The organism is Aliiroseovarius marinus (assembly GCF_050881025.1).
Taxonomy (GTDB): Bacteria; Pseudomonadota; Alphaproteobacteria; order Rhodobacterales; family Rhodobacteraceae; genus Aliiroseovarius; species Aliiroseovarius marinus_A.
The window spans coordinates 777163-803836 of record NZ_JBNNXQ010000001.1; the positions used below are offsets into that span (position 1 = coordinate 777163).

The following is a 26674-nucleotide window of genomic DNA, read 5'->3' on the forward strand; positions in this document are numbered from 1 at the left end:
CGGTTCTCCGGTCTTGATCCCGTTTCGTTGCGCCTGCCCTAGCATCCTACCCGTGAACACGCAATGAACGCCGATTGACTTCACGCGCAAAAAGGCGACATTGCAGACCTCAATCGGCAAAGAAGGACCCCAAAATGCCCGCCCAACCCCGCGCCTGGCAACGTATGCTTTCGGGACGTCGTCTGGACCTGCTCGATCCCACCCCAATGGATATCGAGATCGAGGACATCGCCCATGGGCTGGCTTTTGTCGCACGTTGGAATGGGCAGACCTTGGGCGATTTTCCCTATTCCGTCGCCGAGCATTCCCTGCTGGTCGAAACCCTTTATACCCGCATGAACCCGAACGCCCCGGTCAAATGGCGACTGGCGGCGCTGCTGCATGACGCACCGGAATATGTAATCGGCGATATGATTTCGCCGGTCAAGGCCGCCGTTGGCCCCAGTTACGGAGAGCTGGACGACCGCCTCACCGCCGCCATCCACATCCGCTTTGGCCTACCAGCGAAATTACCTGTCGCCGTCAAGAAAGCCATCAAGCGCGCCGATAAGATATCAGCTTTTCTGGAGGCCACACAGATCGCAGGGTTCAGCACGGTTGAAGCCGGGAAGTTTTTCGGCACTCCGAAACCGGACCTGACTACAGGCCTGGAAATCACATTACGCCCCCCCGCAGAGGTGCGCCGTGATTTCACCCAACGCCACGAAGCGTTGCTAAAGGAGCTTTGATGATCACGACCCGAGAAGCCCGGCCAGAGGATGCTCAAGGCATGAGCGAATTGATCACGCCGATCCTTGAGGGATGGGGAAGCAACCGCCGCCGTGATCCGGAACACATGCGTGCAAATTACATAGAGCACACGGACAATATCCGATGCACCATCGCGTATGATGAAACTGGTCAAATTCTGGGATTTCAGTCTCTAATCCTGCCCAAAACAGCCAACCCTTACAACACACCAGACGGCTGGGGAGAGATCGGTACATATGTAGCAGTAAGCAACGGACGCTCAGGTATTGGGCGGGCAATGTTTGCCGATAGCTTAGATGCTGCACGCAAGGCAGGGATCACAGATATCGAAGCCTCGATCGGACGCGACAATCCCCAAGGGCGGGCCTACTACGCGGCCATGGGGTTCGTGACCCATGACCTAACGGAAACGCTGGACAGGAAACGGTACCGGGTCAGCCCGTAGCGGTGCAGGTCTTGCCCGAAGCCGTGCCGCCTGACCGCCAGCCAACAAACCGTTCTTTGGTAAAGGTCAGAACAAGATTACCCCACCGCAACTGCTGCCGGATTTCCGGCGCGCACCCGGTTAATGGCAGCGCGACATGGCGCCCCAACTCTCGGTCAAGAACGGGCACAACACCTTTCGGAGAACGCCCGAAATCGATGCGCTTGCCAACGGGATCCACCCGCAGCCCGGCATTGTCTGGTCGAATATCCACCCCGATGCGAGGAGGCATTTTTTCAGGTTGAGGTGCGACGCAGCCTGACACCAAAACAACGCCGATCAAAAAAGCACCGATACGCGTCATTTCGGGCTGCGTTTGGCCAGAATCCGTTGCAGGGTCCGGCGATGCATATTCAACCGTCGCGCTGTTTCGGACACGTTGCGGTCGCACAGCTCGTAAACGCGTTGGATATGCTCCCAGCGCACACGATCTGCTGACATTGGATTTTCGGGCGGCGGCGGCAGTTCGTCGGGCTTGGCCAGCAAGGCCGCCGTGATGTCATTGGCATCCGCGGGTTTTGACAGATAGTCATTTGCCCCCAGCTTTACCGCAGCGACAGCCGTGGCAATGGCGCCATATCCCGTCAAAACAACAACGCGCGCATCTGGGCGTTTTTCACGGATGGTTTCGACCACATCCAGACCGTTGCCATCCTCCAATCGCAGGTCAACCACCGCATAGGCTGGCGGGCGGGCGGTCGCGATTGCACGACCGGCCGCAACGGACCCGGCCGTTTCCGGCGCGAAACCGCGTTTTTCCATCGCTCTGGCAAGCCGCCGCAAGAACGGTTCATCATCATCAACCAGCAGCAGAGTTGCATCATCCCCAATCGGAGCCAGTTCCTCGGTCGTCATCCGTCACCCTCCGGATCGCGCTTCATCAATAGAATACCTAGGCATTCCCTATCGTCAGGTCAAATTCGACGCCGCGTTCCCTGCTATGCGCCAAGCGCATCAATGAAGCACCCAACCCGATCCGCCATAGACGCCGGACTTTCATCGCGCTTGAAGAAATCCGCAAAGCCGCTTTCAGGAAACATCAGATAGGTGAAGGTCGAATGGTCGATCAGATAGTATTCTTCCTGGCCGGCTTCTGGCTCTTGCTTGCGATAGTAGGTTTTGTAGGCCTGACTGGCGGCCTTCACCTGTTCAGCCGTGCCCGTCAAACCAAGCATATCTTCATGCATATAGCTTGTGAAATCGGCAAGATGCTCTGGTGTGTCGCGTTCTGGGTCGACAGAAATAAATGCCGACTGAACATCATATCCGCGATCTTCAAGCAGGCGCATAGCCTCGGCGTTTCGGGCATTGTCCAGCGGGCAAACATCCGGGCAGAACGTGTACCCAAAGTAAACCAACGTTGGTTTGGTGATCACATCCTTTTCTGTCACAGTCTTGCCGGTTTCATCCACCAGTTCGAAAGGCCCCCCGATCGAGGCCACCCCAGTGCCAACACTACCCGCACGGCATTGGGCAAGCACATCGCCTTCTCCGGACGTGACATAGTAGGTGACACCAACAAGAGCGGCGACGGCGGTGGCGGCGACAATGGCAGATACGCGCTGCATCAGATTACTCCTTCAATCCTGGCGGCATTGATCCTTTGTTTTACGACGACTAACAAGGGAACATGTTGACGCAAGCAAAAAACACCCGGGGCAGGATCACAAATGACTGATGAGACCAGCCAGGTAGCACAACCCACCTCTCAGGATGCAGTCAACTTCAAAAACCGGCTGACCATCCGCTTGCGCACTCTTGTGGTGCTGCGCTGGGCGGCGATCTTTGGCCAGCTTGCAGCGATCATCGTCGCTTTGCGGTTCTTTGCGCTCGACATAAATCTTGGCCTTGCAGCAATCGCGATTGGCATGGCGGTTGTTGCGAACCTTGCTTCGATCGCTGTTTACCCCCGCAACATGCGCCTGAACGAACGGCAGGCAATCCTGACGCTGATGTTCGATACATTTCAGCTGGCCTTCATGGTGTTTTTGACCGGTGGGTTGCACAATCCGTTTGTCGTTTTGATTGTCGCACCCGTCACAGTCGCAGCCACAGCGCTTTCCAGCCGCGCCACGGTCATCGTCGGCGCTTTCGCCGTTGCGGCAACAACATTCGTGGCCGATTTCAACTTGCCGCTGTTAACCCTTTCCGGCGAAGCCATGCGGATGCCTGATGTCTTTGTCTTCGGGCTTTGGGTGGCCGTAGTCATTTCGGTTGTCTTCATTGGCCTATATACGCGCCGGATCTCGTCAGAAATGGCATCGATGTCAGACGCGCTACTCGCCGCACAAATGGCACTTGCGCGTGAGCAGAACCTGACCGATCTGGGCGGTGTCGTTGCCGCTGCCGCACATGAGCTGGGCACACCGCTCGCAACCATCAAACTTGTGGCATCCGAATTAGCCGAAGAACTGTCCGACCGGCAGGAGTTGCGCGAAGACGCAGCTCTTATCCACGAACAAGCCAACCGGTGCCGCGACATTCTTCAATCGATGGGGCGGGCTGGCAAAGACGATATGCTGGTCAAAACAGTCCCCATCATCGCGCTGATCGAAGAGGCTGCTGAACCTCACAGCGACCGCGGGAAGATAATCGAAATCGAGATCACTTGCGAAGGCGCTACTCCCGAAAATCAACCGTTTGTCCAGCGCCGCCCGGAAATCATTCATGGGTTGCGAAACCTGATCCAGAATGCGGTCGATTTCGCATCGACCAAAGTCTGGGTCGAGCTGTGCTGGAGCGATCACGACATTCGCATTCGCGTCATTGATGATGGGAAAGGGTATTCGCCAGACGTGATTGGCTGGATAGGCGACCCGCTATTGAAAGCACGCAAACCCAGTCACGAGCGCGGCACACGTTCTGGGTACAACGGCATGGGTCTGGGTTTGTTCATTGCCAAAACACTGCTTGAACGGACAGGGGCGCAACTGAGCTTTGCCAATGGCACCGAACCATACACCGGACGCCCACACCCGCGCGAACGATCCGGCGCCATCGTCCAGGTCACTTGGAATCGTGCCATAAGCGGATTGGAATCACACGCATCAGGCGCAGCGCTTGGGGAAAACAAGCCCTTTCCCGTGCAAGGATAAGCAAGATAGGTTAACGTCCTTTAGGACATTTTTCCTGTGGTTTCTAAGCGCTACACGAAATTGCCATATTCAGTTAAACCTTCATTAACCAAGCACAGCTTAGGTTGAAGCTTGTCTGATGCGTGCCCGCACGCTGCAAATCGACAGGTGGAATGATGGAAAATACAGTTCTTGCTCTTGGCCTTGTTGTTGTCGCTTTTACGATTTCCCTTGTTAGCCTCTATGTGATGTCCCTGTTTGAACGCCGCCGAAGCAAAACTTTAAGGCATGAGGCGAACTCGGAACTGGGAAGCATTGTTTTCCTGTTTGATAACGAAACCTCTGTGGATTCCACATCAAACGCTGAACAGCTTATGGCATCCGCGCCGCGCCAGAGAAACAAAAGCGATTGGGGGCATTTTGCAGCTTTGCTGCAGCCTCGCTTTCCAAACCTGACCGAACAAATCGGTGAACTGGCCGAACTTGGCCAGATGACCATCGTCTCATCAGATGGCAGCAATCGCATCGAAGCAGAGTGGCTAAACGGACTGGCGCGCATTGAGCTGATAGACACCGAAAGCGCCAGTGACGCGACGATGCCCGATCGCCTCAGCCTCGCAGCGATGCAGCACGAACTGGACACGTTGCGCAGCACCGCAGAACACGTGCCCCATCTGATCTGGCGTGAAAATGATCAACACGCCATCACATGGGCCAACCGCGCCTATATCGACACGGCTGCATTGCTTACCCCTGATGTGGACATTGCACCCTGGCCACCACAACGTCTGTTTGAACGGGCCCACCTGAACGAAGTTCGTGACGGTCAGGATGATCAATCCCCTCTGCGCATGGCGATTGACCTGCCCAATCGCAGCGAACGCAGCTGGTTCGAAATTCACGAGACAATTCTTGGCAATGAAAGCCTGTTTACCGCCACACCCGTCGACAAACTGGTCCACGCCGAAAACTCCTTGTCAGAATTCGTGACAACCCTGACCAAAACTTTCGCTCACCTGCCCATTGGTCTTGCGATTTTCGACCGCAAACGTCAGCTGGCCCTGTTCAATCCAGCGCTGACTGACCTTTTGACCTTACCGATTGAGTTTCTTGTCGGAAAACCCAAATTATTCTCTTTTCTGGACCAGCTGCGTGAAAAACGCATGATGCCCGAACCGCGCGACTACATGTCTTGGCGCCAACAAATGGCCGATCTGGAGGCCGCGGCGGTAAATGGCACGTATGAAGAAACGTGGTCCTTACCCACCGGCCAAACCTATCGGGTCACGGGCAGGCCACAGCCCGGGGGCGCCGTTGCCTTTCTCTTTGAAGACATCACCGCAGAGATATCGCTGACCCGCCGATTCAGGTCAGAGCTCGAAATGGGGCAATCCGCGCTCGACAGCATGCCCGAGGCGGTGGCCGTATTTTCCGCAGGCGGCGTCCTTTCGATGTCGAACGAAGCTTATGATTCACTTTGGGGCAACGACCCCTCGACAACTCTTGGCGATGTAAATCTGGGGGACGCTGTCGCAACATGGCGCAGGAAAGCGCAGGACACTCAAGTCTGGCAACAGCTTAAAAGCTTTGTCGCGGCGCATGGCGAAAGAACGGAGCAACACGCTCAGGTGCCCCTAAAGGATGGTCGTACGCTGGAATGTCGCTTTGTTCCGGTCATCCGTGGGGGGACGCTTGTCAGTTTCCGGCCTTCGCAAACAAAACAAGACCCCGCAAAGCTGGAGACGCCCGTACCGCTGGAAGCATGAACAGGCTTGCGTCGAGATAATCAGGGGATAAAACTCCTGCCATGGGCAAAGCGTTTTATCACAAGCTACATTTATCGACCGCCACGGATACTCAGGATTTTGCGATTGCCCTTGCTGCCCGCCTGAAGCCCGGAGACACAATACTTTTGGAAGGGCAGATCGGCGCCGGCAAAACCCATTTTGCGCGCGCGTTCATACAATCCCTTCTTGCGGCACATGGCCTTATGGAAGATGTGCCATCGCCGACCTTTACCATTGTTCAAACTTATGAGGCAGGCGGGGTCGAGGTCTGGCACGCGGATCTATATCGCCTGACCCACCCCGATGAAGTCGAAGAGCTGGGGTTGGTGGACGCGTTCACGTCAGCCATTTGTCTGGTTGAATGGCCCGACCGCCTTGGCGAGTTATTGCCCGCTGACGCGCTGAAAATCTCATTTTCACCGCACCCGGAAAAAGGTGAAGATTACCGCGAAGCAAACCTGACATCGACCGACCCCAAGTGGTTTGAAGCCCTAAGGGGGCTGCTATGACGACATCGCCGCGGCAAACCGAAATTGATGGTTTCCTCAAATCTGCAGGATGGAACAACGCTCAGCGCATTGCCCTGACCGGCGATGCTTCGACACGGTTATACGAACGGTTGATCCGAAATGATTGTGGAAGCCAGGCAATCCTGATGAACGCCGCTCCGGAAATCGCGGGGTCACAAGCCCGTTTTGTCGAGGTCACGCAATTCTTGGCGGATCTGGGTCTGTCAGCGCCATCCGTTTTGCATCAGGACCTCGCACGCGGGTTGCTGCTGCTAGAGGATTTGGGCGATGCGCTATTTGCAAATCTTACCCACTCATCCCCAGAGATTGAGCCTGAACTCTACGAAGCAGCAACCGATGTCATTCACCATCTGCACAGCGTTGCCGCGCCTGAAGACCTGCCAGATTTCGGCCCACAGGAAATGGCTGAAGCGATAGATCTGGTATTTTTGTGGTACCGCGATGGTGGCGCAGACGTGCTTACGGAATCCGACCAGAAAGCCACTGCTTCTCTTGCCCAATTGTTGTCCGGGATTGGTTCGTTCGATTGGCTGTCTTTGCGGGACTACCATGCGGAAAACCTCATCTGGCTACCAACTCGCAAAAAGCTGGCACGCGTTGGGCTTCTTGACTATCAGGACGCGGTCCGAACCCACCGCCTCTACGATCTGGTTTCTCTGATCCGAGATGCCCGCCGCGATGTGCCTGACGCCCTTGCGACTCATCTGATCCATCGTTTTGCTGATAAAATCAGCATGACCCGAGAAGAGGCTGAACGACAGGTCGCAATCATTGCTGTCCAACGCAATCTTCGTATTTTGGGGGTGTTCGCGCGCCTGTCGCTTCGTGACGGGAAAGCTGGCTATACTGATCTTCTTCCAAGGGTCTGGAGGCACCTTCAACACGATCTGTCCCACCCCGCTTTGGCTGGGTTTTCAGAAACTCTCTCGTCACTGCCCGCCCCGACCCCCTCTCACCTCGCGACGCTGGTTTCCAAATGATACACTCCGCCATGATCTTCGCCGCCGGGCGCGGCACCCGCATGCTGGACCTGACCCGGACACGTCCAAAGCCTTTGATCGAGGTTGCGGGAAAACCCCTGATCGACCATGCGCATGCCCTGACCATCGACGCAGGCATTCAAAATACCGTGGTCAACGCGCACTATCTTGGAGACCAGATTGCTTCACATTTCAACGGCCGGAATGTGCAGATATCGAATGAGCCGGATGCACTTCTGGAAACCGGAGGAGGCCTAAAACACGCACTTCCGCTTCTTGGGGCTGACCCAGTTATCACGCTGAATTCTGATGCTGTCTGGACCGGACCGAACCCAATTAAACGCCTCATGGAGGCATGGGACCCCGACCGTATGGAAGCGCTGTTGATGCTGGTGTCCAATCAGAACGCCGTCGGGCACAAGGGGAAAGGTGATTTTTTGATGAGTGAGACAGGGCGCCTGACCCGCGGACCTGGCTTGACCTTCACGGGCTGCCAAATCATCAAAACGAACCGGATCGCGACCCGGCCAGAGACAGTGTTTTCGCTGAACCCCGTATGGGATGAAATGATCCAAGAGGATGGCGTATTTGGGATATGCCATGACGGCAACTGGTGTGATGTGGGTCATCCCGAAGGCATAAAACTGGCTGAGGATATGCTGGAGCGATTGAATGTTTGAACCCAGCGACCGCCCTCGCGTTTTCGGTGTTGGCCTTGGTGTGGATTTTCCCAAAGCACTTCTGGCGGGATTGAGAACACGGCTAAGATCACACCCACCGCATGCCTTCTCGCGGGTTGAGTTGATCGTAAACACACGCAAGATGCAGTCCCGACTGCACGAGCTGGTCTTGCAAAGCGGTCCAACTTTTTTCCCAAAAATCCGCGTGGTCAGCGATCTGGTGTCTGACGTGTCTCTCACCGGTGCGATGACACCCGTTTCACCGCTTCGCCGTCGCCTTGAATTGCGCCAACTGGTTGTCGCTTTATTGGCACGTGAACCGGATCTTGCACCGCAAAGCTCTGCATTTGACCTTGCCGACAGTCTTGCAAAACTCATGGATGAAATGCACAGCGAAGGCGTTACGCCTGAAACCCTTCGCAACCTTGATGTAGGCGATATGTCCACACACTGGGAGCGAAGCCTAAGCTTTGTATCACTGGTCGATCGGTACTTTGGCGAACAGGAAGAACCTGATGTCGAAACCCTTCTAAGGCTATCAATTGAAGAAAAAATAAGGAACTGGACGGCATCGCCCCCTGAACATCCGATCATCATTGCAGGATCAACCGGGTCGCGTGGCGCGACAGCTCTGCTGATGCAAGCCGTCGCGAAATTGCCGCAGGGTGCGGTCATTCTTCCCGGTGTGGATGAAAACATGTCTGAAGCTCAATGGTCGCGGCTGGACGATAGTTTGACCGGCGAAGACCATCCTCAGTTCCGCTTTGCCAAGCTGGCCCGCAGCCTTTCGTTGACGCAAAATGATATCACCCAATGGAACCCTGACAGTAAACCAGCGAACGCGCGTCGAAACGCGCTTGTTTCATTGGCCCTTTGCCCGGCACCCATCACAGACCAGTGGATGGTTGAGGGTAAAAAATTTGTGGATGTGCGGACCGCAGGAAAGGGCCTGACCCTCGTTGAAGCGCGACTTCCACGTGAGGAAGCGCAGGCAATCGCGGTTATCCTCAAGAAATCTCTACAGGATGGCGTGCCCGTCGCACTGATTACGCCGGATCGGAACCTAACCAGACAGGTATCCGCCATTCTGGACCGATGGCACCTGATCGCCGATGACAGCGCGGGACGCCCTCTGTCTCTTTCTGCCCCCGGTCGGTTTTTGCGGCAGGTGCTGGACCTGCTGTGCGGCGACCCAGGAAATGAGGGGCTTCTTGCCCTTCTAAAACATCCCTTAACGCACAGCGCACCCAATGGTCGCGGCGATCATTTGCGCAGAACGCGCGAGCTTGAACTGCAAGTCCTAAGGGGACATCATGGTCCGCTTTCGCCGCAAAAGCTCTTGGACTGGGCGGCGAAATTTGAAGAGGATCCAGATCGGATTGCCTGGGCAGAATGGATCATAAACACTTTCTTTGACACCACGCTCAAAGGGGAAAATGATCTTAGCTCACTGCTGGCTCATCACCTGAAACTTGCAGAGAGTATCGCGCAAGGCGTCAATAAACAGGAAGCCAGCCAGCTTTGGCAGAACACCGCGGGTGAGAAAGCACGTGAAATCGTCTCCAAGCTGAAACAAGAGGCCGCTCACGGCGGAAAGATGGCTGCGTCTGAATATCGCGATCTTTTTAGGTCCGTTTTTGATAAGGAAGTCATTCGGGATACGGTATCTTCGCATCCTGGCATTATGATCTGGGGGACCATGGAGGCGCGGGTCCAGGGTGCTGACAGGGTCATACTTGCAGGGTTAAATGAAGGCTCATGGCCCGAAATGCCAGCGCCCGATCCCTGGCTAAACCGCCAGCTGCGCCTTGACGCCGGGCTTCTTTTGCCCGAACGCCGAACAGGCCTGTCTGCGCACGATTTTCAGCAGGCCATCGCAACAAAAGAGGTATTTCTGACGCGCGCCAAGCGAAATGATGAAAGCGAAACCATTCCCTCGCGCTGGCTAAACCGACTGTGCAATTTAATGTCAGGCATGTCTGACGAGGGCATCGAAACGCTCGAAGAAATGCGGGAGCGAGGCAAGAAATGGCTCGTATGGGGATCCATGCTGGACGAGCCGGAAGACGTGATAGCCGCATCACCCAGACCCTCGCCCGCACCGCCGGTCTCGACACGACCCAGCCAGCTTTCCGCAACTTCGATCACGCGTTTGGTGCGTGATCCATACTCTATCTATGCTGAAAAAGTTCTTGGGCTTCGTGCACTTGCCCCACTCAGCCAAACCGACGACCCATTACTGCGGGGTACGGCAATCCACGAGGTGTTTGAAAAATTTGTAGCTGGATATGTGGACGGCGCAGATTTTGAAAGTGAACGCGCACGCCTGCTTGCAATCGCGCAAGACGTCCTAGGCAATATGGCCCCATCGCGTGCTGTTGAGCTTCTTTGGCTGGCAAGGATCGATAAGATTGCCGATTGGTTCATTGACGGTGAAAAAGACCGTCAGGCCCGGGCGGATGAGATTGCCCTGGAAATCAGAGGCACGCTCCATATTCCCGAACTTGGCTTCACCCTGAATGCCACCGCCGACCGTGTTGACCAGCTGTCAGATGGTCAGCTCGACATCTATGACTATAAAACCGGGCAACCTCCCAGCAAGAAGGCTCAACTTCATTTCGATAAGCAACTTCTGTTGGAGGCTGTCATCGCTGAAGCGGGTGGATTTAAAGATATCGCACCACGCCACATACGTTCAGTTTGCTATCTGGGCCTTGGTAAGGGCGTTGTTGAACGCACTGAAATAACGCCAGAGATCACACGCAGCATCCGTGAAGAGCTTCACAGCCTGATCAGAGCCTATTCAAGCCCAGAACGCGGCTACACCTCACGGCGCGCCGTTCAGAAACAGCGCTTTGATGGGGACTACGACCAGCTCGCCCGCTTCGGTGAATGGGATGACAGCGAAGATGCTGAAACAATGGAGGTCGGAACGTGAACATCGACAGCGCCACGCTTCGACAGAACGAAGCCGCGACACCTGACACCTCTACATGGCTTTCGGCAAATGCCGGATCCGGAAAGACCCGCGTTCTGACCGATCGGGTCGCAAGGCTTCTTTTATCAGGCGTGTCACCGCAGAACATCTTGTGCCTGACCTACACCAAAGCCGCCGCAAGCGAGATGCAGAACCGTCTGTTTCAGACTTTGGGCCGCTGGGCCATGCTGGACGACACAACACTGTCTTCCGAACTAAAAAAACTTGGAGAACAGGCCGGAGGCGATCTGGCCTCAGCGCGGCGTTTGTTTGCACGCGCTATTGAAACGCCGGGCGGGCTGAAAATTCAAACCATTCATGCCTATTGCGCCGGCTTGTTGCGCCGCTTCCCAATGGAGGCGGGTGTCTCGCCGCAATTTACTGAAATGGATGATCGCGCATCAAAAACCATGCGGCAGAACATCTTGGAACGTATGTGCGAATCCTCTGGCGATAGTGCTTTGGTTCAAGAAATCTTCCGCTATCTCGGGGGCGGGGATATTGATGGCTTACTGATCGACATCACAAAACATCGCGAGCTTTTCATAACGCCCCTGACCAGGGAAGAACTGAAGCAAAAACTTCAGATTTCTTCTGCCGACAGCATCGAAGATGTGCTCGAGACCTGTTTTCAGCCAGGGGATCTGAATACCCTCAAGGCCTTTGCAAGCCATCTCGCCACAGGAAGCGCGATGGATGTCAAACACGCAAAGCTTCTGGCGGAGGTTTCTCTGACGCATCCGAATATGGCGCTTCTGTTGGCTCTTGAGAAATTTGTCCTTCTTCAAAAAGCGCCTTTTGAGGCCAAAATCGGCAAAGTTCCAACGAAGAAGCTTCAAACCGGTGTTTGCGAAGCAATTATGCCCCAGTTGAATGCACTCTTCGAACGTGTTGAGCAGGCCCGCAGGCAGCGCATTGCGCTTTCAAACCTTGAAAGGAACCTTGCTCTGCATGCGTTTTCTCATAGGTTTTGTGCGCTCTATGAAACTGAAAAAGCTCGACGAGGATTTTTGGATTTCGATGATCTGATCACCAAAGCAAGATCCCTTCTGACCGATCCCTCGATTGCATCTTGGGTTCTGTACCGACTTGATGGCGGAATTGACCATATTCTTGTGGACGAAGCTCAGGATACGAGCCCCGCGCAATGGGCCATCATTGATAATCTTGCGCGTGAGTTCACCAGCGGATCTGGCGCGCGCGATGACGTGGAGCGGACCATATTTGTCGTTGGTGACCCTAAGCAATCCATCTACTCATTTCAGGGCGCTGAGCCTGCCGCCTTCGAAAAAATGCGCGACAGTTTTGCCTCTCGTTTGAAGGATGTGGGGAAAACGCTTTCGGTTTTGCCGCTTGAGCATTCATTTCGATCGTCGGCCGCAATTCTGGAGTTTGTCGATTCCGCGCTGGACGAAGGGGATGGGCTAGGTGGTGAATTCAAGCACATCGCATTTTTTGACCAGCTCCCCGGTCGTGTTGATTTGTGGCCCGCTGTAGAGCAGGTGTCGGATGACGAAGATCGCCTTTGGAGCGATCCCGTCGATCGACCCTCGCCGCGCAATCATGTGGTGCAGCTTGCCGACCATATCGCGCAAGATATCCAGCACCTCATAGAAACAGAGACTATTCAAGCCAAAGAAGGTCATCGAAGAGCTGTGACTGCAGGAGATATTCTTATCCTCGTGCGGTCTCGCTCCACGCTTTTTGATGAAATAATCCGCGCCTGCAAAACACGCAACTTGCCGATATCCGGCGCAGACCGGCTCAAAGTCAGCGCTGAGCTTGCGGTAAAAGACCTGACAGCAATTCTGTCATTTCTTGCCACGCCTGAAGATGACCTGTCGCTGGCCTGTGCGCTCAAGTCCCCGTTATTTGGTTGGAGCGAAGATCAGTTGTTTCGCCTGTCGCACGGTCGCCCTAAGGGGAAATATCTTTGGCGCGCCCTGTCGGAGCAAAGCGAACGATATGAGCAGGAACTTGCAGTCCTGAGTGATCTTCGAGACGTTTCCGATTTTCTGCGTCCCTATGAGTTGATCGAGCGCGTCCTGAACCGGCATCAAGGGCGCCGAAAGTTCTTAGGTCGTCTTGGCCAGGAGGCCGCCGATGGGATTGATGCATTCCTGTCTCAATCCATGGCGTTCGAGCGATTGGAGGTTCCCAGCCTTACCGGGTTTCTGAACTGGCTTCAGGCTGATGACATAACAATTAAACGACAGATGGATACGGTGGGCGATCAGATCCGCGTCATGACAATTCATGGCGCCAAAGGCCTGGAAGCTCCCATCGTCTATCTTCCAGACCTTGCACGGAAAAGGGTTACGACCCCTCCGCAGGTGCTGTGCGTGGATGGACAATACCCGGTTTGGACACCTCCTTCCAATGAACGAGATCCTCTATCCGAAGACGCGTTGTTGAGCCTTCGGCAGGCCGACAACGAAGAACGAAATCGTCTTCTCTATGTTGCCATGACACGCGCTGAACAGTGGCTAATCCTGGCCGCCGCCGGAGAAGTCGGGGAAAAAGACACCGAGTGGTATCGCATATGCGAACGTGCGATGAGCCAGCGGCCTGCGGTGAAGCACGCCTTTCCGACAGGTCTGGGTCACCGGCTGGAACACGGGAGTTGGGACGGCGCCATTCATAGCCCCTCCCCAGAAAAAGAGTCTATTTCAGCTGAAAATGACACTTGGGAAACGGACATCCACCCTCTTCAGCCCCAGACCCCCAGCCCGGCATCTCCATCTCAGCTTGGTGGTGAAAAAACTGTCACAGGTGGCGGCGAAGAGGATCGGAACCCCGAAGCTTTGGCTCATGGAACCTTTGTCCATCAGCTGCTGGAACATTTGCCACAACACCCCGAAAGCAGCTGGGTAAAAATCGCCGGGAAATTGGCGGAAGCCAACAACCCAGAGCCCCATTCAGATTTCAAATCAGCCCTTCGAGAAGCATCCGGAGTAATCCAGGATCCGGAATTGAGCTGGGTTTTTGGGCCAGAAAGCATGGCCGAGGTGGAGGTCAGCACACCGCTAGGCCAACCCAATGAACAGATCATGCATGGAATTCTTGATCGGATAATCATCCGGGACGATCACATTCTTGTGGTCGACTTTAAGACAAATCGCCGCGTACCGGGTGAGCTTGATGATGTCCCAGAAGGGATTTTACGACAGATGGGAGCCTATCGTGCAATGCTCAAACCACTATATCCGCAACACGATATTGAAACGGCGATCATCTGGACCGCATCGCGCGATCTGATGTATTTACCCGACGCTTTGGTCGATCAGGCCTTTGCGCGCCTTGACGCTTCTCACCTGCCTACCTAGGTTCTCGTCAACCACTAGTTTCAGGAGAACACAAAATGGCAACTGTCGCTGTCACTGACGCCACTTTCGACGCCGAGGTCCGCAATTCCGATATCCCGGTCATCGTGGATTTTTGGGCTGAATGGTGTGGCCCGTGCAAACAGATTGGCCCGGCTCTGGAAGAGCTTTCGGCCGAGTATGAAGGCAAGGTCAAAATCGTGAAGGTCAATGTAGACGAAAACCCGAATTCACCCGCTCAGATGGGTGTACGCGGTATCCCTGCATTGTTTATGTTCAAAGATGGTCAGGTGATTTCAAACAAGGTTGGCGCTGCCCCGAAAGCTGCACTGCAGTCCTGGATCGACGAAAGCGTCTGATACTCACTTCAGAAACAAAAAACCCCACCTGATTGGTGGGGTTTTTTTTTGGTGCTCAATCAGGTTCAGATCAACAGTACCTGAGTACCCTTTTTCGCATATCCAAAAAGCTCCTGAATGTGCTGATTGTAAAGCCCGATGCAGCCATTCGACGACTGACGCCCGATTTTGCGCGTATCATGGGTTCCGTGGATTCGGTAATAAGTCCAACCCAGATAAAGCGCGTGAGTGCCCAACGGATTATCCGGCCCCGGCCCCACAAAAGCAGGCCATTCCGGGTTGCGCTTGCGCATCGCGGGGGTCGGCGCCCAGGACGGACCTTCTACCTTGCGAATTACGCTGGTGCGACCGCGGCGCGTCAGATCTTCTGACAGTGGGACAGACGATGGGTACAGGCGATAAATCGAGAGGTCTTCAGACCAATAATGCAAAACGCGCGAGCTGATATCCACAAGGATCGCACCATTCTTGGTGTTGCTGAAATAGGGGCGCCAATCCAAAGAGCGAAAGCTTGAAATATTCCGCTTCACCACCTCGGTCAGATCACGTTCGACTTCGGTGGTATTGCCAAATTGAGCCAATGCCGGGCTTGCAATTGTCCCTGCTGCCGCAACAGACCCGCTCAGAAATGCGCGCCGACCAAGCACGGTCTTGGTATTTTTCGACATGGGTTTCTCCATAAAATCACTCATATTTTCTAGCCTTATATTGCGAACTGGCATCAGTCGCAAATCAAACACATGTGAAATTGCCCAAATCAAGCGTGCGTTATTTGATCTTGGATCATTCTCTCTATAGACAGACTTGGAAACAATCTTTTTGTGAGTACCACAATGCGCCCTATTTTAATTGCCCTTGCCACAGCTCTTGCATTGACCGCCTGTCAGACCGGGGGGACCGAGGGAGGCTCGAAGGTCTATCGCATCTCTGCCGCAAAAGCGTCTAAGGTTCAGTACCGCATGCTGGATTCCATAAACGAACTGCGTCAGGCCTCAGGCGCGGGACCTGTTAAGCTGGATAGCAAGCTTAACGCAGCAGCATCCACGCATGCGCGCGATATGTCGGTGCAGAACCGGCCGTGGCATTTCGGCTCGGATGGGTCTTCACCCATCGATCGCTCAAATCGCGCTGGATTCCGCGGCATGTTCATCGGCGAAACCATTTCCGAAACCTTCGAAGATGAGCTGCAAACACTTTCTGCCTGGATGGACAAGGAAGACACCCGGCGCATCATCCTTGATCCTCGCGCAACAAGCATGGGATTCTCTTGGCATCAGGAGCGTAACGGAAAACTGTGGTGGGTGCTTGAGATGGGACGGGCGGGAACATTGGTTCCGTCTAGCTAAGCGATCGAAGCGAGATAGAACCCCTGCCCAGCCGCAGCTGCTCAGGGGTTGATATCAATGATCGTGCCCACACGAACCATCGTGTAAATCTCGATCATTTCTTTATTGTCCACGGAAATACAGCCAGCCGTCCAGTCTGGCCCGTTGGGATCCTGCTTGCGACGATCCCCGTGGATAAAAATATCTCCGCCGGGTTTTCGCCCCTGCGATTTCGCAAAATCAATATCATTCTGATTGGGGTAGGATATTCCAAGCGAAAGATAAAACTTGCTTCTGGGGTTTCGCCGATCAATCAGATAGCGCCCTTCGGGCGTGCGGCCGTCGCCTTCGAATTGCTTTGCACCGGTAGGCGCGAACCCAAGTTCGATATCATAGGCCTTAAGAACATCAGCATGGTGCAAAAGGTACATCTTCCGCGCTGATTTGTTGACAACAATCCGCGTCACTTCCGGTCCTGTATATTCATGCCGCTTAGGGCCACAAGACATCAGCAAGGCCACAGAAAGCGCCAAACAGGCTGCAAGTACTCGTTTCATGACTGATCCGCTCTTTATGGTTTCTTGCGCGTTATCGTAGTGCACAGCCCGCGGAAGGCAAGAGAGCCATTCTCCGCGACGCCGATCGGCAATGGAATTCCTAAGGCAGGCGGAAAATCGCGGCCTGTTCGACATGTGTGGACCATCTAAACTGATCAACAACGTGAACCGGCCCCATCTCATATCCCGCTCCAACAAGAACAGAAGCATCGCGTGCAAAGGTGACCGGATTACAGGACACCATCGCAATACGCTTTATCCCCGATTTCGCAAGCTCAGCGATCTGAGCCTCAGCGCCTGCACGCGGGGGATCAATCACAGCGGCATCAAAGCCCTTAAACTCATCAGGCAGAAGCGGCGCGCGGAAAAGATCGCGGGTTTCAGTGGTCACCATCCGCAGGCCTGATGTATGACGCCACCCTGCATCAAGCGCCTGCATCATGTCTGCTTGACCTTCGACCGCGTGAACTTCGGCATTCTCGGCAAGGGGAAGTGAAAAAGTGCCACATCCCGCAAACAGATCTACAACCCGACGCGCATCGCGCAGCCCTTCTTTTACAACCGCCAACAGAGAGGCTTCGCCTTCCTTGGTAGCTTGCAAAAACGCTCCAGGCGGGGGCGTTACCTTCGCCGCACCGAAAACCTGGAAAGGCGCACGGGCCATCGCGATCACTTCGCCATCCCAACTGAGCCGTGCAAGCCCATATTCATGCAAAAGCTGAGCGAGCGTGGCTTCGAGCGTGCGATCAAGGGGCTTGCCCCCCGTCACAGCTACATCCAGACCATTTGCAGATAGCGTCAACGTTGCCGAAATCTCTGCTTTGCGAGAAGCGCCTGCCATTGCCAAAGCGCCAACGGCCTTACACCCGTCAAGAATTTCAGGAACAAGTAATTTACAGTTATCGATGCCACTGATCGAACCGGATGCGCGCCCATGAAATCCAACAATCGGGCCCTTTTTTCCCCGACGTGCTGAAAGCGTCGCTCGCCGCCGCGAGAGGGCAGGAGATGTCTCTGTTTCAGCCAAATCTGCACTTATTCCGCGCGCTGATAGGGCCAAACCAACAACTTCATTTTTCCAATTGGCAACGAAATCATCCGAAGCATGCTGCAACGAACACCCCCCGCAGGCATTGTAGTGCGCACATGGCGCCTTGATGCGATCTGCTGATGGCGTGACGATACGCGGTGATGCGATCCGACCATCGGCAACATCCCCAGTCACGATCTCACCCGGCAAACAACGCGGCGCAAAAACGGGGCCTTGGGCAATACCATCTCCTTGATGGCCCAATCGCTCGATATGAAACAGCGTCTCTGTCACGTCAGCAGTTCCTCTTTGCTCAACTGAAATTCGGAAGCAATCCAGACAGCCTCCAATCGCTTCAATTCTGTTCCAAGTTCCGCGCCGGTAAATTCAGGCATCAGATCCTTGGCCTCAACTGGGAAACACACACGCGTTCCGCGCTCCAGATCCGACTCTAATCCTGCAGGAAGAGGTGTTTCGAACACTGCGGCACGCAATAGTATGATGTCCCGTGCCAGTTCAGATCCATGCCGATATGCAAGCTCTGACGGTGGCGTGACTGTTCCAATACCATCCCGCAATTCCAGCAACCGTGCTGCTTGCTTGCGAGACAGGCGCAAACGCCTTGCTGTTTCGTCCCCGCCCAACAACGCCAAGCGGCGCAATGGATCAGCAGATATCCCGGCTTCCAGATGTACCAATAAGCCCAACTTGGACGCATCCGCTCCCGGCAGAAGGCAGTTTAGAACCCCTGACGCCTCCATCGCTGCCAATGCCGGCGCCGGGTCGGGCGCTTTCATAAGCTTCAGCATTTCTGCACCAATCCGCTCCGCCGAAAGCGTCTCTAATCCTGCCAAATTTGCCGCACAGGCTGCCAGCCCGTCCGGGTCAATTCCTGCATACGCATCACCGAACCACGCATGGAACCGGAAAAACCGCAGGCTGCGAAGATAGTCTTCCCGGATGCGCGTCTGCGCATCATCGATGAACCGCACCCGACGTGCGGCCAAATCCTTCAAGCCATTTACTGGATCATGCACGACCCCGGAACGATCCGCATAGAGAGCGTTCATTGTAAAATCACGCCGATGCGCATCGTCTTCAACCGTAGTTGAAAATGCCACAACAGCCCGCCTGCCATCCGTTTCGACGTCACGGCGAAAGGTCGTGATCTCGACCGGAAGATGGTCGCAAATCACGGTCACTGTGCCATGCTCAAATCCAGTTGGCACAACCTTTAAACCCGCCTTTTTTGCCAAATCCATCACGCGCTGAGGTGTTGCATCTGTGGTCATGTCCAGATCAGAGACTTCGACCCCCAACAGCGCATTTCGTACACATCCACCAACCAAAAAGGCCTGATGCCCTTTCTGGAGCAACAGATCAAAAATCCGCTGAAGGCGCTCATCCGCCAACCAGGTTGATGTGATACGTGTCATGTTTCCAACAATTCAGCAAAACCCCGCAGCATGCGAGCCGTGGCACCCCAAATATAATAGGGGCCAAATGGAACCGTTTCATAGTTGCGCATTCTGCCCTGCCAAATCCGGCCTTGTTGGCGGTATTGAGCAAGATCAGTGACGTGTTTGAGCGGAACCGAGAACACCTCTTCAACTTCCCCCGGCTCCGGAGTTGGCGTAAATGTGTCTGAGATGAACGCAACAACCGGCGTGACCAAGAAGCCCGTTACCGTTTCATGTGGCGGTAAGTTCCCAAGAACTTCAACACTGGCTGCCTGAAGTCCGATTTCTTCATGCGCTTCACGCAGGGCAGCGGCTTCGATCGACGCATCGGCATCGTCGCGCTTGCCGCCCGGAAAAGCGATCTGGCCGGGGTGATGTTTAAGCGCAGAGGACCGTTTGGTCAGGATAACGCTCAACTCAGACTCGTGATAAAACAGGGGGACAAGCACCGCCGCTGGCCGCAATTGGCGGTCCGGCGATAATTTTATATCCGGATGTAGATCGAAATCAGAACTGGCCGGGCCAGGCCGGGCAAGAGCCATGCGGATATTATCCAAGTCAGACGTCACCCGAGCCGCCCTTTGCATCCTTTCCCACCGTCATTGGATCAAGGTCGTAATGCGCGCCACAAAACTGGCAATCCGCCGTCACGCGCCCGTCCTCGGTGGTCATATGCGCCAAATCCTTAGCCGAATAAATGGAAAGGCTTTCTCTCACACGGTCTTCAGAACAAGTGCAGCCAAAACGAACAGGTTGCGCGTCAAACACGCGCGGGCCTTCTTCGTGAAACAGTCTGTATAGCAGGTCCGTGGGCGTCACGGAGGGCCCAACCAGCTCCATCTCCTCAACTGAATCCAGCAAGATATTCGCCCGGTTCCAGTTTTCCTCGTCATCTCCGCTGACCAAATCTGACGCTGTCAAAAGCCCATCTTCATCTGTGCCTTCGTCAATGCTGACATGCGGCGAAGCTTTTGGCATATGCTGCAACATGACCGCTCCGGCACGCCAGCCATCCTCTCCTTCACCCCAAATCGACTTTCCAAATGTCAGATGGAAACGGGTGGGCAGCTGTTCAGATTGCGCGAAATAGGCTTGAGCACAATCAGCCAGAGAGGTCCCGGCGATAGGCGTCATTCCGGTATATGGTGCTTTGCCATCACCCTGATCGATCAAAACGGCAAAGAACCCTTTTCCGATCAAATCCAGCCCAGCACCACCGGCGGCAAGTTTTTCTTCGTCATAGCTGGCATAGGCCCGGATCATTGCGGGTTCGGCATCCGAGCCGGGGGCATAGTAATCCGTTGCGATCAACCTTGCGCCACCATCGCCTCTGATTTGCAGGGACAGTTTCCAACGCAGTTTGATTGCCTGGCCGATCATCGCAGTCAGGATCGCCGCTTCAGCGACTAGCGCCTCGATCTGCGCAGGATAGTCATGCTGAGACAGGATCTGATCCAGCACGCCATCAAGGCGCGCGAAGCGTCCGCGCACATCGCTTCTGTCCAGTTGAAACGGGAGGATCGTATCATCCCAGGCGATCTTGTTTCCGAGTGTCATGGGGTTTCCTATTGGCCGTTAGATTGGCATACCGCGTCTATATGGGGGCGGCAACCAAAGGTAAAAGGATGATCCGTCGATTTGGTTCTTCGAAACGCGCCAATCAGCGTTATCGGTTGCGCGCAGGTGCATATGCAATTCTGCCGCGCGCCGGCAAGCTATTGCTTACCCATCAAGGTGGTCTATTCGATGAGTTCCAGCTTCCAGGTGGTGGCATCGAGCCAGGTGAATCACCACTGGCTGCACTGTTTCGTGAAGTCTTTGAAGAAACCGGATGGACAATCGCCCGACCCAGAAAACTGGGCGCTTTCAGAAGGTTCACCTATATGCCGGAATACGATTTATGGGCAGAAAAGCTCTGCCATATCTACACGGCTTGGCCGGTGCGCATGATCTCTGCACCGACCGAGAAGGATCATTCACCGGTATGGGTGTCGCCTGACTGCGCAAAACAGCTAATTGCCAATGATGGGGACCGAGATTTTGTTGCCCGCTATGTCTGAACGCCTTTGTAGCTCATCATAATACAAGACAAGTCATCCCCAAATTCTGAGCTGCCCGCAAAGGCATCCAGCCCCCAAACCAGCGCCTCAAAAAACTGTTCGTTTGTCAAATTGTGATTCGTTGTCAGAAGCGTGGCAAAGCCATCTTCATCAAGCATATCGCCTTTTGCATTTTCGCATTCTGTAAATCCATCCGAATACAGCACCAAACGCTCACCCGGTGCGATCGTAACGGATTGTCGTTCAAAGGTTGCGCCATTGATCAGGCCCACAGGCATGCCACCTGTGCCAATATAGTCTACGGAGCCATTCTTGCGCAGGATCACCGGGTTCGGGTGCCCACATTGAGTGTACTCTACCTTGCCAGTGTGAAGGTTCAGATAGGCCAGAACCATCGTGAAGTAGTGTTCGGACTGCAGCTCATCAATCAGAATATTGTTCAATTGAGCCGCAACATCTTCCGGCGGCTTTGCACCGAAAACACCACCATCCATCTGCTCAAGCGCGATGTTTTGGCCGGGTGAACCGTCAGACAGATAGGATGCAAGCCGCGCGGTCAGCAGCGCTGACGCGATTCCGTGACCAGAAACATCAATCGAGTAGAAGGCCATACGCTTTGAATCTATGCGAAAATATCCAACAAGATCCCCCCCGACATGACCCGAAGGTTGAAGCATCTGGGACACTTCTGCGTCGATGAAATCCCGATAGGTTTCCCGAACCAAAGCCAGCTGCATTTTCCGTGCAGCCAAAAGATCCCGGTCCAGAGAGTCATACAAGCACTGCAGCTCGGCCAAAGTTGAGCTGACAAGGTTGTTTTTGGCCTGAAGCTCTTTTTGCATGGCCAACACCCGGGCGCCCGCATTGATCCTTGCGCGAAGCTCCTCTGGATTGACCGGTTTCGGTAGAAAATCGTCTGCGCCGACATCAAGGCCCTGCGCCACGGCACCTTTCTCGGTCTTCGAGGTCAGCAGGATAAAATATATGTACTTATCACCCGGCAGTTCGCGCAGCGTTTTGCAGAACTCCAGGCCATTCATACCCGGCATCATCCAGTCACTTAGGATAAGGTCGATATCCTCAGACGCACAAATCTCAAGCGCCTCGATGCCTGATGCCGCCTCTAACACTCGATAGCCTTGTTTCAACAATGAAGAACCAAGCAGCCGTCGCTGTGCGCGGCTGTCATCCACCACAAGAATCGTTCGAACAGCTTCCGTCGCCTGATCGGGCGGCTGATCAACCTTTGTAGCTTCAGGTATATGTTGCGGTATCGCGCTCAAAAGATCCTCGTTTTCCCTTGATCTGGCCCATGAATATTCCCGCCGGTTTAACAGGCGCTTAAACGTAAAATTGTCTTTTGTTTTGCAAGTTACCGGTCATTAACCTTGCTGTGGCACCCTGCGCGGTAAAGATGGAGGGATGCATGATCAGCTGGGCCCGTGTGAACGAGTTGAAAGACGAAATAGGCGAGGAAGATTTCGCCGAAGTGGCAGAAATGTTTCTGGAAGAGGTAGAGGAAGTGATCGCCAAGCTGCGTTCAGCCCCCGTTGAACAAGAGTTGGAACAGGATCTGCACTTTCTGAAAAGTTCGGCGCTTAATCTCGGCTTCGACGCCATGTCAAAATTATGCGGGGATGGAGAAACGAAAGCCGCACAAGGAGCATATTCTGCAATATCATTGCCCGGTCTGTTTGAGACCTACGAAGCCTCGAAACATGCCTTCGCGCAAGGCGCCTAGACCACAAACTCCGCGATGGTTTCGTCCTCGGTGATGTCTGAGTAAGCAAATCCATTTGCTTCCAGCTTTTCAAAGAGCGCCGCAAAATTTGCTGGATCAGTTGTTTCGATCCCCAAAAGAACCGACCCGAAATTCCGGGCGCTTTTCTTCATATACTCAAAGCGCGAGATATTGTCGTCCGGACCCAACATCTGAAGGAAGTCCTTCAAGGCACCTGGGCGTTGCGGCAAACGCAAAACAAAGTACTTTTTCAAACCCGAGAACCGTTGCGCGCGCTCCTTGACTTCGGGCAAGCGCTCAAAATCAAAATTCCCACCCGATGTGACACAGACCACCGTCTTTCCTTTGATCTGCTCTTTAAGGTCCTTAAGCGCATCCACCGACAAAGCTCCAGCTGGCTCCAAAACCACGCCTTCAACATTCAGCATATCAACAATGGTTGTGCAGATTCGGTCTTCTGGTATGGCAAGCACATGCGCGCGTGGCACCGATTTCAAAACCGAAAATGTCAGCTCTCCGATCCGCGCGACCGCAGCACCGTCCACGAAACTGTCCACCTCGGGCAACGTAACCAGCTGACCCGCCTCAAGTGCAGCAGAAAGGCTCGCCCCACCAGCCGGCTCCGCGAGCCGTACATCGACTCCATCCGCCATTTCCCGGAAATAGCGAATCATCCCAGAAGACAGGCCGCCACCGCCAACAGGCAGGACAATCATATCCGGCGCGCGGCCCAGTTGCCGGTCGATCTCTACCGCCACGCTGGCTTGCCCTTCAATGACATCACTATCATCAAAGGGGGACAGGAAGTGCCCGTTCTCAGCGTCGCAATACGCTTTTGCAGCTTCAAGCGTATCGTCGAAATAGTCACCAACAAGGCGGATCTCGATACAATCCCCGCCAAAAATACGTGTTTTCTGTATCTTTTGCTGGGGCGTGGTCACGGGCATGAAAATCACCCCCCGCACTCCAAAATGACGGCTGACGAAGGCCACGCCCTGAGCGTGATTTCCGGCAGATGCACACACAAACAAATCGCGCGACGCATCCTGCGCCAGCGCTTTGCCCATCGCATTCAAGGCACCACGGATCTTATAGCTTCGTACCGGGCTTAGATCCTCGCGCTTAAGCCAAATATCCGCGCCATACAAAGCCGACAAATGATCATTGCGCTGCAAGGGGGTTGCCGGAAACAACGCCCGCATCTGCTGTTCAGCCACACGGGCTCTTTTCAGAAAATCACTCATAGTGCGCCATGTTGCCCATCTGCGACGATGGAGCAACCCCAAAGAGCGCCTGCCCCCTTGCCCACAAGGGTCAAACCCAATACACCCGCGCGGAAACCAAATGAACGGAGACGTGACATGTCCGCGCCCAAGAAAGTTGTTCTGGCCTATTCTGGCGGCCTCGACACCTCGATCATTCTGAAATGGCTGCAAACTGAATATGGCTGCGAAGTGATCACTTTCACTGCTGACCTTGGTCAGGGTGAAGAGTTGGAGCCGGCCCGCAAAAAAGCCGAGATGCTGGGCATCAAACCCGAGAACATCCATATCGAGGACCTGCGCGAAGAGTTTGTACGCGACTATGTCTTCCCGATGTTCCGCGCCAATGCACAATACGAGGGCCTCTATCTGCTGGGCACCTCGATCGCGCGACCGCTAATTTCAAAACGTCTCGTTGAAATTGCCAAAGAGCATGGGGCGGATGCGGTAAGCCACGGTGCAACCGGCAAAGGCAACGACCAGGTGCGGTTCGAACTGGCTTGCTATGCGCTTGACCCCGACATCAAAGTGATTGCCCCGTGGCGGGAATGGGATCTTGGATCGCGCACGCGCCTTCTGGAGTTTGCCGAGCAGCACCAGATTCCGGTTGCCAAAGACAAGCGCGGCGAAGCGCCCTTCTCGGTCGATGCGAACCTTTTGCACACCTCGTCCGAGGGCAAGGTTTTGGAAGACCCGGCCGAAGATGCGCCTGATTACGTCTATCAGCGCACTGTGCACCCCGAGGATGCGCCGGACACGCCCGAATTCATCGAGATTGAATTCGAAAAAGGTGACCCCGTTGGCATCAACGGCGAAAAGATGTCGCCCGCGACCATTCTGACTGCGCTGAACGAATACGGTCGCAAGCACGGTATTGGCCGTCTGGATCTGGTGGAAGGCCGCTATGTCGGCATGAAGTCTCGTGGGATTTATGAAACCCCCGGCGGCACCATCCTGTTGGATGCGCATCGTGGCATTGAATCGATCACCATGGACCGCGGCGCGATGCATCTGAAAGACGAGCTGATGCCGAAATATGCCGAGCTGATCTATAACGGCTACTGGTTCTCGCCCGAACGCGAAATGCTGCAGGCCGCCATTGACTCCAGCCAGGACCACGTCACCGGCACCGTGCGCATGAAGCTTTACAAAGGTCTTGCCCGCGTGGTGGGTCGTTGGTCGGATCACTCGCTCTATTCCGAAGAGCATGTGACCTTCGAAGAGGACATGGGCGCCTATGACCAGACCGATGCAGCCGGGTTCATCCAGTTGAACGCCCTGCGTCTGAAACTGATCGCGATGCGCAACAACCGCTTCAAATAATCGAATTCTGAACCCTCAAACGCCCCTGTGGAAACGCGGGGGCGTTTTCTTTTTTGCGCATACCTCAGGGCCGGGCAGACAGAAATGCCTCAACTTCGTCTCGGGCAGGCATGGCATCTGCTGTGCCTTTCTGCGTAACCTGAATAGCAGAGGCCGCAGAAGCTAAGATCAGAGCCTGTTCCGGCTTGATCCCCTGATCAAGCGCCGCCGCGACATAGCCGATGAAGCAGTCCCCGGCACCGGTTGTGTCCACGGGCGTCACGGCAAATGCAGGCACTTGAAGGGGCGGGCCGTTGCGTTGCAACAAACGAGCGCCTTGCGCCCCGCGGGTTATCAAAACAGAAGGCACGTCAAGTTCTTCAACCGATTGTCCAAGCGCGCATGAAAGCTGATCCGCTTCGACATCATTCAAAACAAGCATATCTATGACCGGAAGCATCTTCGCCGCAGCTTCAGCGCTGAATGGCGCGGCGGAATAGATAACCCGCAATCCGTACTCTTGTGCCAGCTGTGCGGCTTCAAATGTCAGGTTGGTTTCGTTTTGTAAAACGAGCGTGTCGCCCTTTTTGGCACCCACCAGAATAGATTCAATGCGTTGCAGATCCTGACAGGAATTCGCACCAGAGAAGAGAACAATGACATTCTCGCCCTCAGGATCGACACAGATATTTGCATGCGCTGTGGGAACCTGAACCCGCGCCACGCCGGACACATCAACCCCCGCCGCCTTCATGCTGTCTGCGCACCATGCGCCATCAGGCCCAATGGCGCCAATATGAAACACCTGCGAGCCAGCCAATGCGGCGGCCACTGACTGATTGGCCCCTTTACCGCCCAGGCCAATGTCATGGCCGAGCGCCGCTAGAGTCTCTCCCGGGCGCGGAAGGTGTGACACTGCGTAAAAGTTATCGATGTTGATTGAACCAAGATTGAAGATGCTCACGACCGTCTCCTTATCCTTGCAGCCTAACG

26 protein-coding genes are annotated in these 26674 nt (G+C 54.7%); 14 read left to right on the forward strand and 12 right to left on the reverse strand.

Annotation, left to right across the window (positions count from 1 at the left end):
- Nucleotides 1–134 precede the first annotated feature (134 nt).
- Together ACRY08_RS03675 and ACRY08_RS03680 are read left to right on the forward strand one after the other, a co-directional pair.
- Nucleotides 135–728 (forward strand): HD domain-containing protein, encoded by a 594-nt coding sequence (locus ACRY08_RS03675; protein ID WP_432448496.1) that lies wholly within the window; start codon nucleotides 135–137, stop codon nucleotides 726–728.
- On the forward strand, nucleotides 728–1195 hold the full coding sequence (locus ACRY08_RS03680; protein ID WP_432448497.1) for a GNAT family N-acetyltransferase: 468 nt from the start codon (nucleotides 728–730) through the stop codon (nucleotides 1193–1195). Before ACRY08_RS03675 ends, ACRY08_RS03680 begins: the two co-directional genes overlap by 1 nt.
- On the opposite strand, the gene ACRY08_RS03685 is transcribed toward ACRY08_RS03680, so the two are convergent.
- The 3 genes from ACRY08_RS03685 to ACRY08_RS03695 form a co-directional block, all read right to left on the reverse strand.
- Nucleotides 1185–1466: a hypothetical protein gene (locus tag ACRY08_RS03685; RefSeq protein ID WP_432448498.1), complete on the reverse strand. Its 282-nt coding sequence runs from the start codon at nucleotides 1464–1466 to the stop codon at nucleotides 1185–1187. The genes ACRY08_RS03680 and ACRY08_RS03685 overlap by 11 nt on opposite strands.
- A 68-nt stretch (nucleotides 1467–1534) precedes the next feature.
- The gene (locus ACRY08_RS03690; RefSeq protein WP_432448499.1) at nucleotides 1535–2089 is read right to left on the reverse strand and encodes an ActR/PrrA/RegA family redox response regulator transcription factor; all 555 of its coding nucleotides are present in this window, start codon (nucleotides 2087–2089) and stop codon (nucleotides 1535–1537) included.
- 83 nt (nucleotides 2090–2172) lie between these two features.
- A complete protein-coding gene (locus ACRY08_RS03695) occupies nucleotides 2173–2802 on the reverse strand; it encodes an SCO family protein (RefSeq protein ID WP_432448500.1) in 630 nt (209 codons plus the stop codon).
- Between the two features lie 102 nt (nucleotides 2803–2904).
- On the opposite strand from ACRY08_RS03695, the gene regB reads away from it, so the two are divergent.
- The 8 genes from regB to trxA all read left to right on the forward strand — a co-directional run bounded on the left by regB (nucleotide 2905) and on the right by trxA (nucleotide 14944).
- Nucleotides 2905–4329 (forward strand): sensor histidine kinase RegB, encoded by a 1425-nt coding sequence (regB, locus tag ACRY08_RS03700; RefSeq protein WP_432448501.1) that lies wholly within the window; start codon nucleotides 2905–2907, stop codon nucleotides 4327–4329.
- 155 nt (nucleotides 4330–4484) lie between these two features.
- A complete protein-coding gene (locus ACRY08_RS03705; protein ID WP_432448502.1) occupies nucleotides 4485–6074 on the forward strand; it encodes a PAS-domain containing protein in 1590 nt (529 codons plus the stop codon).
- Between the two features lie 41 nt (nucleotides 6075–6115).
- The gene (gene tsaE / locus ACRY08_RS03710) at nucleotides 6116–6604 is read left to right on the forward strand and encodes a tRNA (adenosine(37)-N6)-threonylcarbamoyltransferase complex ATPase subunit type 1 TsaE (protein WP_432448503.1); all 489 of its coding nucleotides are present in this window, start codon (nucleotides 6116–6118) and stop codon (nucleotides 6602–6604) included.
- On the forward strand, nucleotides 6601–7605 hold the full coding sequence (locus ACRY08_RS03715; RefSeq protein WP_432448504.1) for an aminoglycoside phosphotransferase family protein: 1005 nt from the start codon (nucleotides 6601–6603) through the stop codon (nucleotides 7603–7605). Before tsaE ends, ACRY08_RS03715 begins: the two co-directional genes overlap by 4 nt.
- Nucleotides 7606–7616: 11 nt before the next feature.
- Nucleotides 7617–8285 (forward strand): nucleotidyltransferase family protein, encoded by a 669-nt coding sequence (locus tag ACRY08_RS03720; protein ID WP_432448505.1) that lies wholly within the window; start codon nucleotides 7617–7619, stop codon nucleotides 8283–8285.
- Entirely contained in the window at nucleotides 8278–11223 is a 2946-nt protein-coding gene (addB, locus tag ACRY08_RS03725; RefSeq protein WP_432448506.1) for a double-strand break repair protein AddB, read from the forward strand. The genes ACRY08_RS03720 and addB overlap by 8 nt, the downstream gene beginning before the upstream one ends.
- Nucleotides 11220–14588 (forward strand): double-strand break repair helicase AddA, encoded by a 3369-nt coding sequence (gene addA, locus ACRY08_RS03730; protein ID WP_432448507.1) that lies wholly within the window; start codon nucleotides 11220–11222, stop codon nucleotides 14586–14588. The genes addB and addA overlap by 4 nt, the downstream gene beginning before the upstream one ends.
- Nucleotides 14589–14623: 35 nt before the next feature.
- Complete coding sequence (trxA, locus tag ACRY08_RS03735) at nucleotides 14624–14944, forward strand: thioredoxin (protein WP_432448508.1); 321 nt, start codon at nucleotides 14624–14626, stop codon at nucleotides 14942–14944.
- A gap of 65 nt (nucleotides 14945–15009) precedes the next feature.
- Here trxA and ACRY08_RS03740 read toward each other — a convergent pair whose 3' ends face one another.
- Nucleotides 15010–15612 (reverse strand): L,D-transpeptidase, encoded by a 603-nt coding sequence (locus tag ACRY08_RS03740; RefSeq protein WP_432448509.1) that lies wholly within the window; start codon nucleotides 15610–15612, stop codon nucleotides 15010–15012.
- Between the two features lie 165 nt (nucleotides 15613–15777).
- Here ACRY08_RS03740 and ACRY08_RS03745 point away from each other — a divergent pair, with 165 nt between their 5' ends.
- Complete coding sequence (locus tag ACRY08_RS03745) at nucleotides 15778–16290, forward strand: CAP domain-containing protein (protein ID WP_432448510.1); 513 nt, start codon at nucleotides 15778–15780, stop codon at nucleotides 16288–16290.
- A gap of 41 nt (nucleotides 16291–16331) precedes the next feature.
- Here ACRY08_RS03745 and ACRY08_RS03750 read toward each other — a convergent pair whose 3' ends face one another.
- From ACRY08_RS03750 to ACRY08_RS03770, 5 genes are all read right to left on the reverse strand, one after another.
- Nucleotides 16332–16826, reverse strand: a complete 495-nt coding sequence (locus ACRY08_RS03750) for a L,D-transpeptidase family protein (RefSeq protein ID WP_432448841.1) — start codon at nucleotides 16824–16826, stop codon at nucleotides 16332–16334.
- Nucleotides 16827–16926: 100 nt separating this feature from the next.
- The gene (locus ACRY08_RS03755; protein ID WP_432448511.1) at nucleotides 16927–18150 is read right to left on the reverse strand and encodes a class I SAM-dependent RNA methyltransferase; all 1224 of its coding nucleotides are present in this window, start codon (nucleotides 18148–18150) and stop codon (nucleotides 16927–16929) included.
- Nucleotides 18147–19268 carry a CCA tRNA nucleotidyltransferase gene (locus ACRY08_RS03760; RefSeq protein ID WP_432448512.1) on the reverse strand — a complete coding sequence of 374 codons (1122 nt, stop codon included), beginning with the start codon at nucleotides 19266–19268 and terminating at the stop codon, nucleotides 18147–18149. Before ACRY08_RS03760 ends, ACRY08_RS03755 begins: the two co-directional genes overlap by 4 nt.
- A gap of 20 nt (nucleotides 19269–19288) precedes the next feature.
- Nucleotides 19289–19903, reverse strand: a complete 615-nt coding sequence (locus tag ACRY08_RS03765; RefSeq protein WP_432448513.1) for a CoA pyrophosphatase — start codon at nucleotides 19901–19903, stop codon at nucleotides 19289–19291.
- A complete protein-coding gene (locus ACRY08_RS03770; RefSeq protein WP_432448514.1) occupies nucleotides 19875–20873 on the reverse strand; it encodes an Hsp33 family molecular chaperone HslO in 999 nt (332 codons plus the stop codon). The genes ACRY08_RS03765 and ACRY08_RS03770 overlap by 29 nt, the downstream gene beginning before the upstream one ends.
- Nucleotides 20874–20941: 68 nt before the next feature.
- Here ACRY08_RS03770 and ACRY08_RS03775 point away from each other — a divergent pair, with 68 nt between their 5' ends.
- Nucleotides 20942–21376: an NUDIX hydrolase gene (locus tag ACRY08_RS03775; RefSeq protein WP_432448515.1), complete on the forward strand. Its 435-nt coding sequence runs from the start codon at nucleotides 20942–20944 to the stop codon at nucleotides 21374–21376.
- On the opposite strand, the gene ACRY08_RS03780 is transcribed toward ACRY08_RS03775, so the two are convergent.
- Nucleotides 21367–22659, reverse strand: a complete 1293-nt coding sequence (locus ACRY08_RS03780) for a PP2C family protein-serine/threonine phosphatase (protein ID WP_432448516.1) — start codon at nucleotides 22657–22659, stop codon at nucleotides 21367–21369. The genes ACRY08_RS03775 and ACRY08_RS03780 overlap by 10 nt on opposite strands.
- Nucleotides 22660–22802: 143 nt before the next feature.
- On the opposite strand from ACRY08_RS03780, the gene ACRY08_RS03785 reads away from it, so the two are divergent.
- Nucleotides 22803–23117, forward strand: coding sequence for an Hpt domain-containing protein (locus ACRY08_RS03785; protein WP_432448517.1), 315 nt, complete (start codon nucleotides 22803–22805; stop codon nucleotides 23115–23117).
- On the opposite strand, the gene ilvA is transcribed toward ACRY08_RS03785, so the two are convergent.
- On the reverse strand, nucleotides 23114–24361 hold the full coding sequence (gene ilvA / locus ACRY08_RS03790) for a threonine ammonia-lyase IlvA (protein ID WP_432448518.1): 1248 nt from the start codon (nucleotides 24359–24361) through the stop codon (nucleotides 23114–23116). The two genes, ACRY08_RS03785 and ilvA, sit on opposite strands and share 4 nt — an antisense overlap.
- A gap of 117 nt (nucleotides 24362–24478) precedes the next feature.
- Here ilvA and ACRY08_RS03795 point away from each other — a divergent pair, with 117 nt between their 5' ends.
- Nucleotides 24479–25702: an argininosuccinate synthase gene (locus ACRY08_RS03795; protein WP_432448519.1), complete on the forward strand. Its 1224-nt coding sequence runs from the start codon at nucleotides 24479–24481 to the stop codon at nucleotides 25700–25702.
- Between the two features lie 64 nt (nucleotides 25703–25766).
- Here ACRY08_RS03795 and ACRY08_RS03800 read toward each other — a convergent pair whose 3' ends face one another.
- Nucleotides 25767–26645 carry a ribokinase gene (locus tag ACRY08_RS03800; protein ID WP_432448842.1) on the reverse strand — a complete coding sequence of 293 codons (879 nt, stop codon included), beginning with the start codon at nucleotides 26643–26645 and terminating at the stop codon, nucleotides 25767–25769.
- Nucleotides 26646–26674: the final 29 nt, after the last annotated feature.

Coding starts and splice junctions, on each gene's coding strand:
- ACRY08_RS03675 (WP_432448496.1), top strand. CDS start 135: ATGCCCGCCCAACCCCGCGCCTGGCAACGTATGCTTTCGGGACGTCGT.
- ACRY08_RS03680 (WP_432448497.1), top strand. CDS start 728: ATGATCACGACCCGAGAAGCCCGGCCAGAGGATGCTCAAGGCATGAGC.
- ACRY08_RS03685 (WP_432448498.1), bottom strand. CDS start 1,466: ATGCCTCCTCGCATCGGGGTGGATATTCGACCAGACAATGCCGGGCTG.
- ACRY08_RS03690 (WP_432448499.1), bottom strand. CDS start 2,089: ATGACGACCGAGGAACTGGCTCCGATTGGGGATGATGCAACTCTGCTG.
- ACRY08_RS03695 (WP_432448500.1), bottom strand. CDS start 2,802: ATGCAGCGCGTATCTGCCATTGTCGCCGCCACCGCCGTCGCCGCTCTT.
- regB (WP_432448501.1), top strand. CDS start 2,905: ATGACTGATGAGACCAGCCAGGTAGCACAACCCACCTCTCAGGATGCA.
- ACRY08_RS03705 (WP_432448502.1), top strand. CDS start 4,485: ATGGAAAATACAGTTCTTGCTCTTGGCCTTGTTGTTGTCGCTTTTACG.
- tsaE (WP_432448503.1), top strand. CDS start 6,116: ATGGGCAAAGCGTTTTATCACAAGCTACATTTATCGACCGCCACGGAT.
- ACRY08_RS03715 (WP_432448504.1), top strand. CDS start 6,601: ATGACGACATCGCCGCGGCAAACCGAAATTGATGGTTTCCTCAAATCT.
- ACRY08_RS03720 (WP_432448505.1), top strand. CDS start 7,617: ATGATCTTCGCCGCCGGGCGCGGCACCCGCATGCTGGACCTGACCCGG.
- addB (WP_432448506.1), top strand. CDS start 8,278: ATGTTTGAACCCAGCGACCGCCCTCGCGTTTTCGGTGTTGGCCTTGGT.
- trxA (WP_432448508.1), top strand. CDS start 14,624: ATGGCAACTGTCGCTGTCACTGACGCCACTTTCGACGCCGAGGTCCGC.
- ACRY08_RS03740 (WP_432448509.1), bottom strand. CDS start 15,612: ATGTCGAAAAATACCAAGACCGTGCTTGGTCGGCGCGCATTTCTGAGC.
- ACRY08_RS03745 (WP_432448510.1), top strand. CDS start 15,778: ATGCGCCCTATTTTAATTGCCCTTGCCACAGCTCTTGCATTGACCGCC.
- ACRY08_RS03750 (WP_432448841.1), bottom strand. CDS start 16,826: ATGAAACGAGTACTTGCAGCCTGTTTGGCGCTTTCTGTGGCCTTGCTG.
- ACRY08_RS03765 (WP_432448513.1), bottom strand. CDS start 19,903: ATGCAAAGGGCGGCTCGGGTGACGTCTGACTTGGATAATATCCGCATG.
- ACRY08_RS03770 (WP_432448514.1), bottom strand. CDS start 20,873: ATGACACTCGGAAACAAGATCGCCTGGGATGATACGATCCTCCCGTTT.
- ACRY08_RS03775 (WP_432448515.1), top strand. CDS start 20,942: ATGATCCGTCGATTTGGTTCTTCGAAACGCGCCAATCAGCGTTATCGG.
- ACRY08_RS03785 (WP_432448517.1), top strand. CDS start 22,803: ATGATCAGCTGGGCCCGTGTGAACGAGTTGAAAGACGAAATAGGCGAG.
- ilvA (WP_432448518.1), bottom strand. CDS start 24,361: ATGAGTGATTTTCTGAAAAGAGCCCGTGTGGCTGAACAGCAGATGCGG.
- ACRY08_RS03795 (WP_432448519.1), top strand. CDS start 24,479: ATGTCCGCGCCCAAGAAAGTTGTTCTGGCCTATTCTGGCGGCCTCGAC.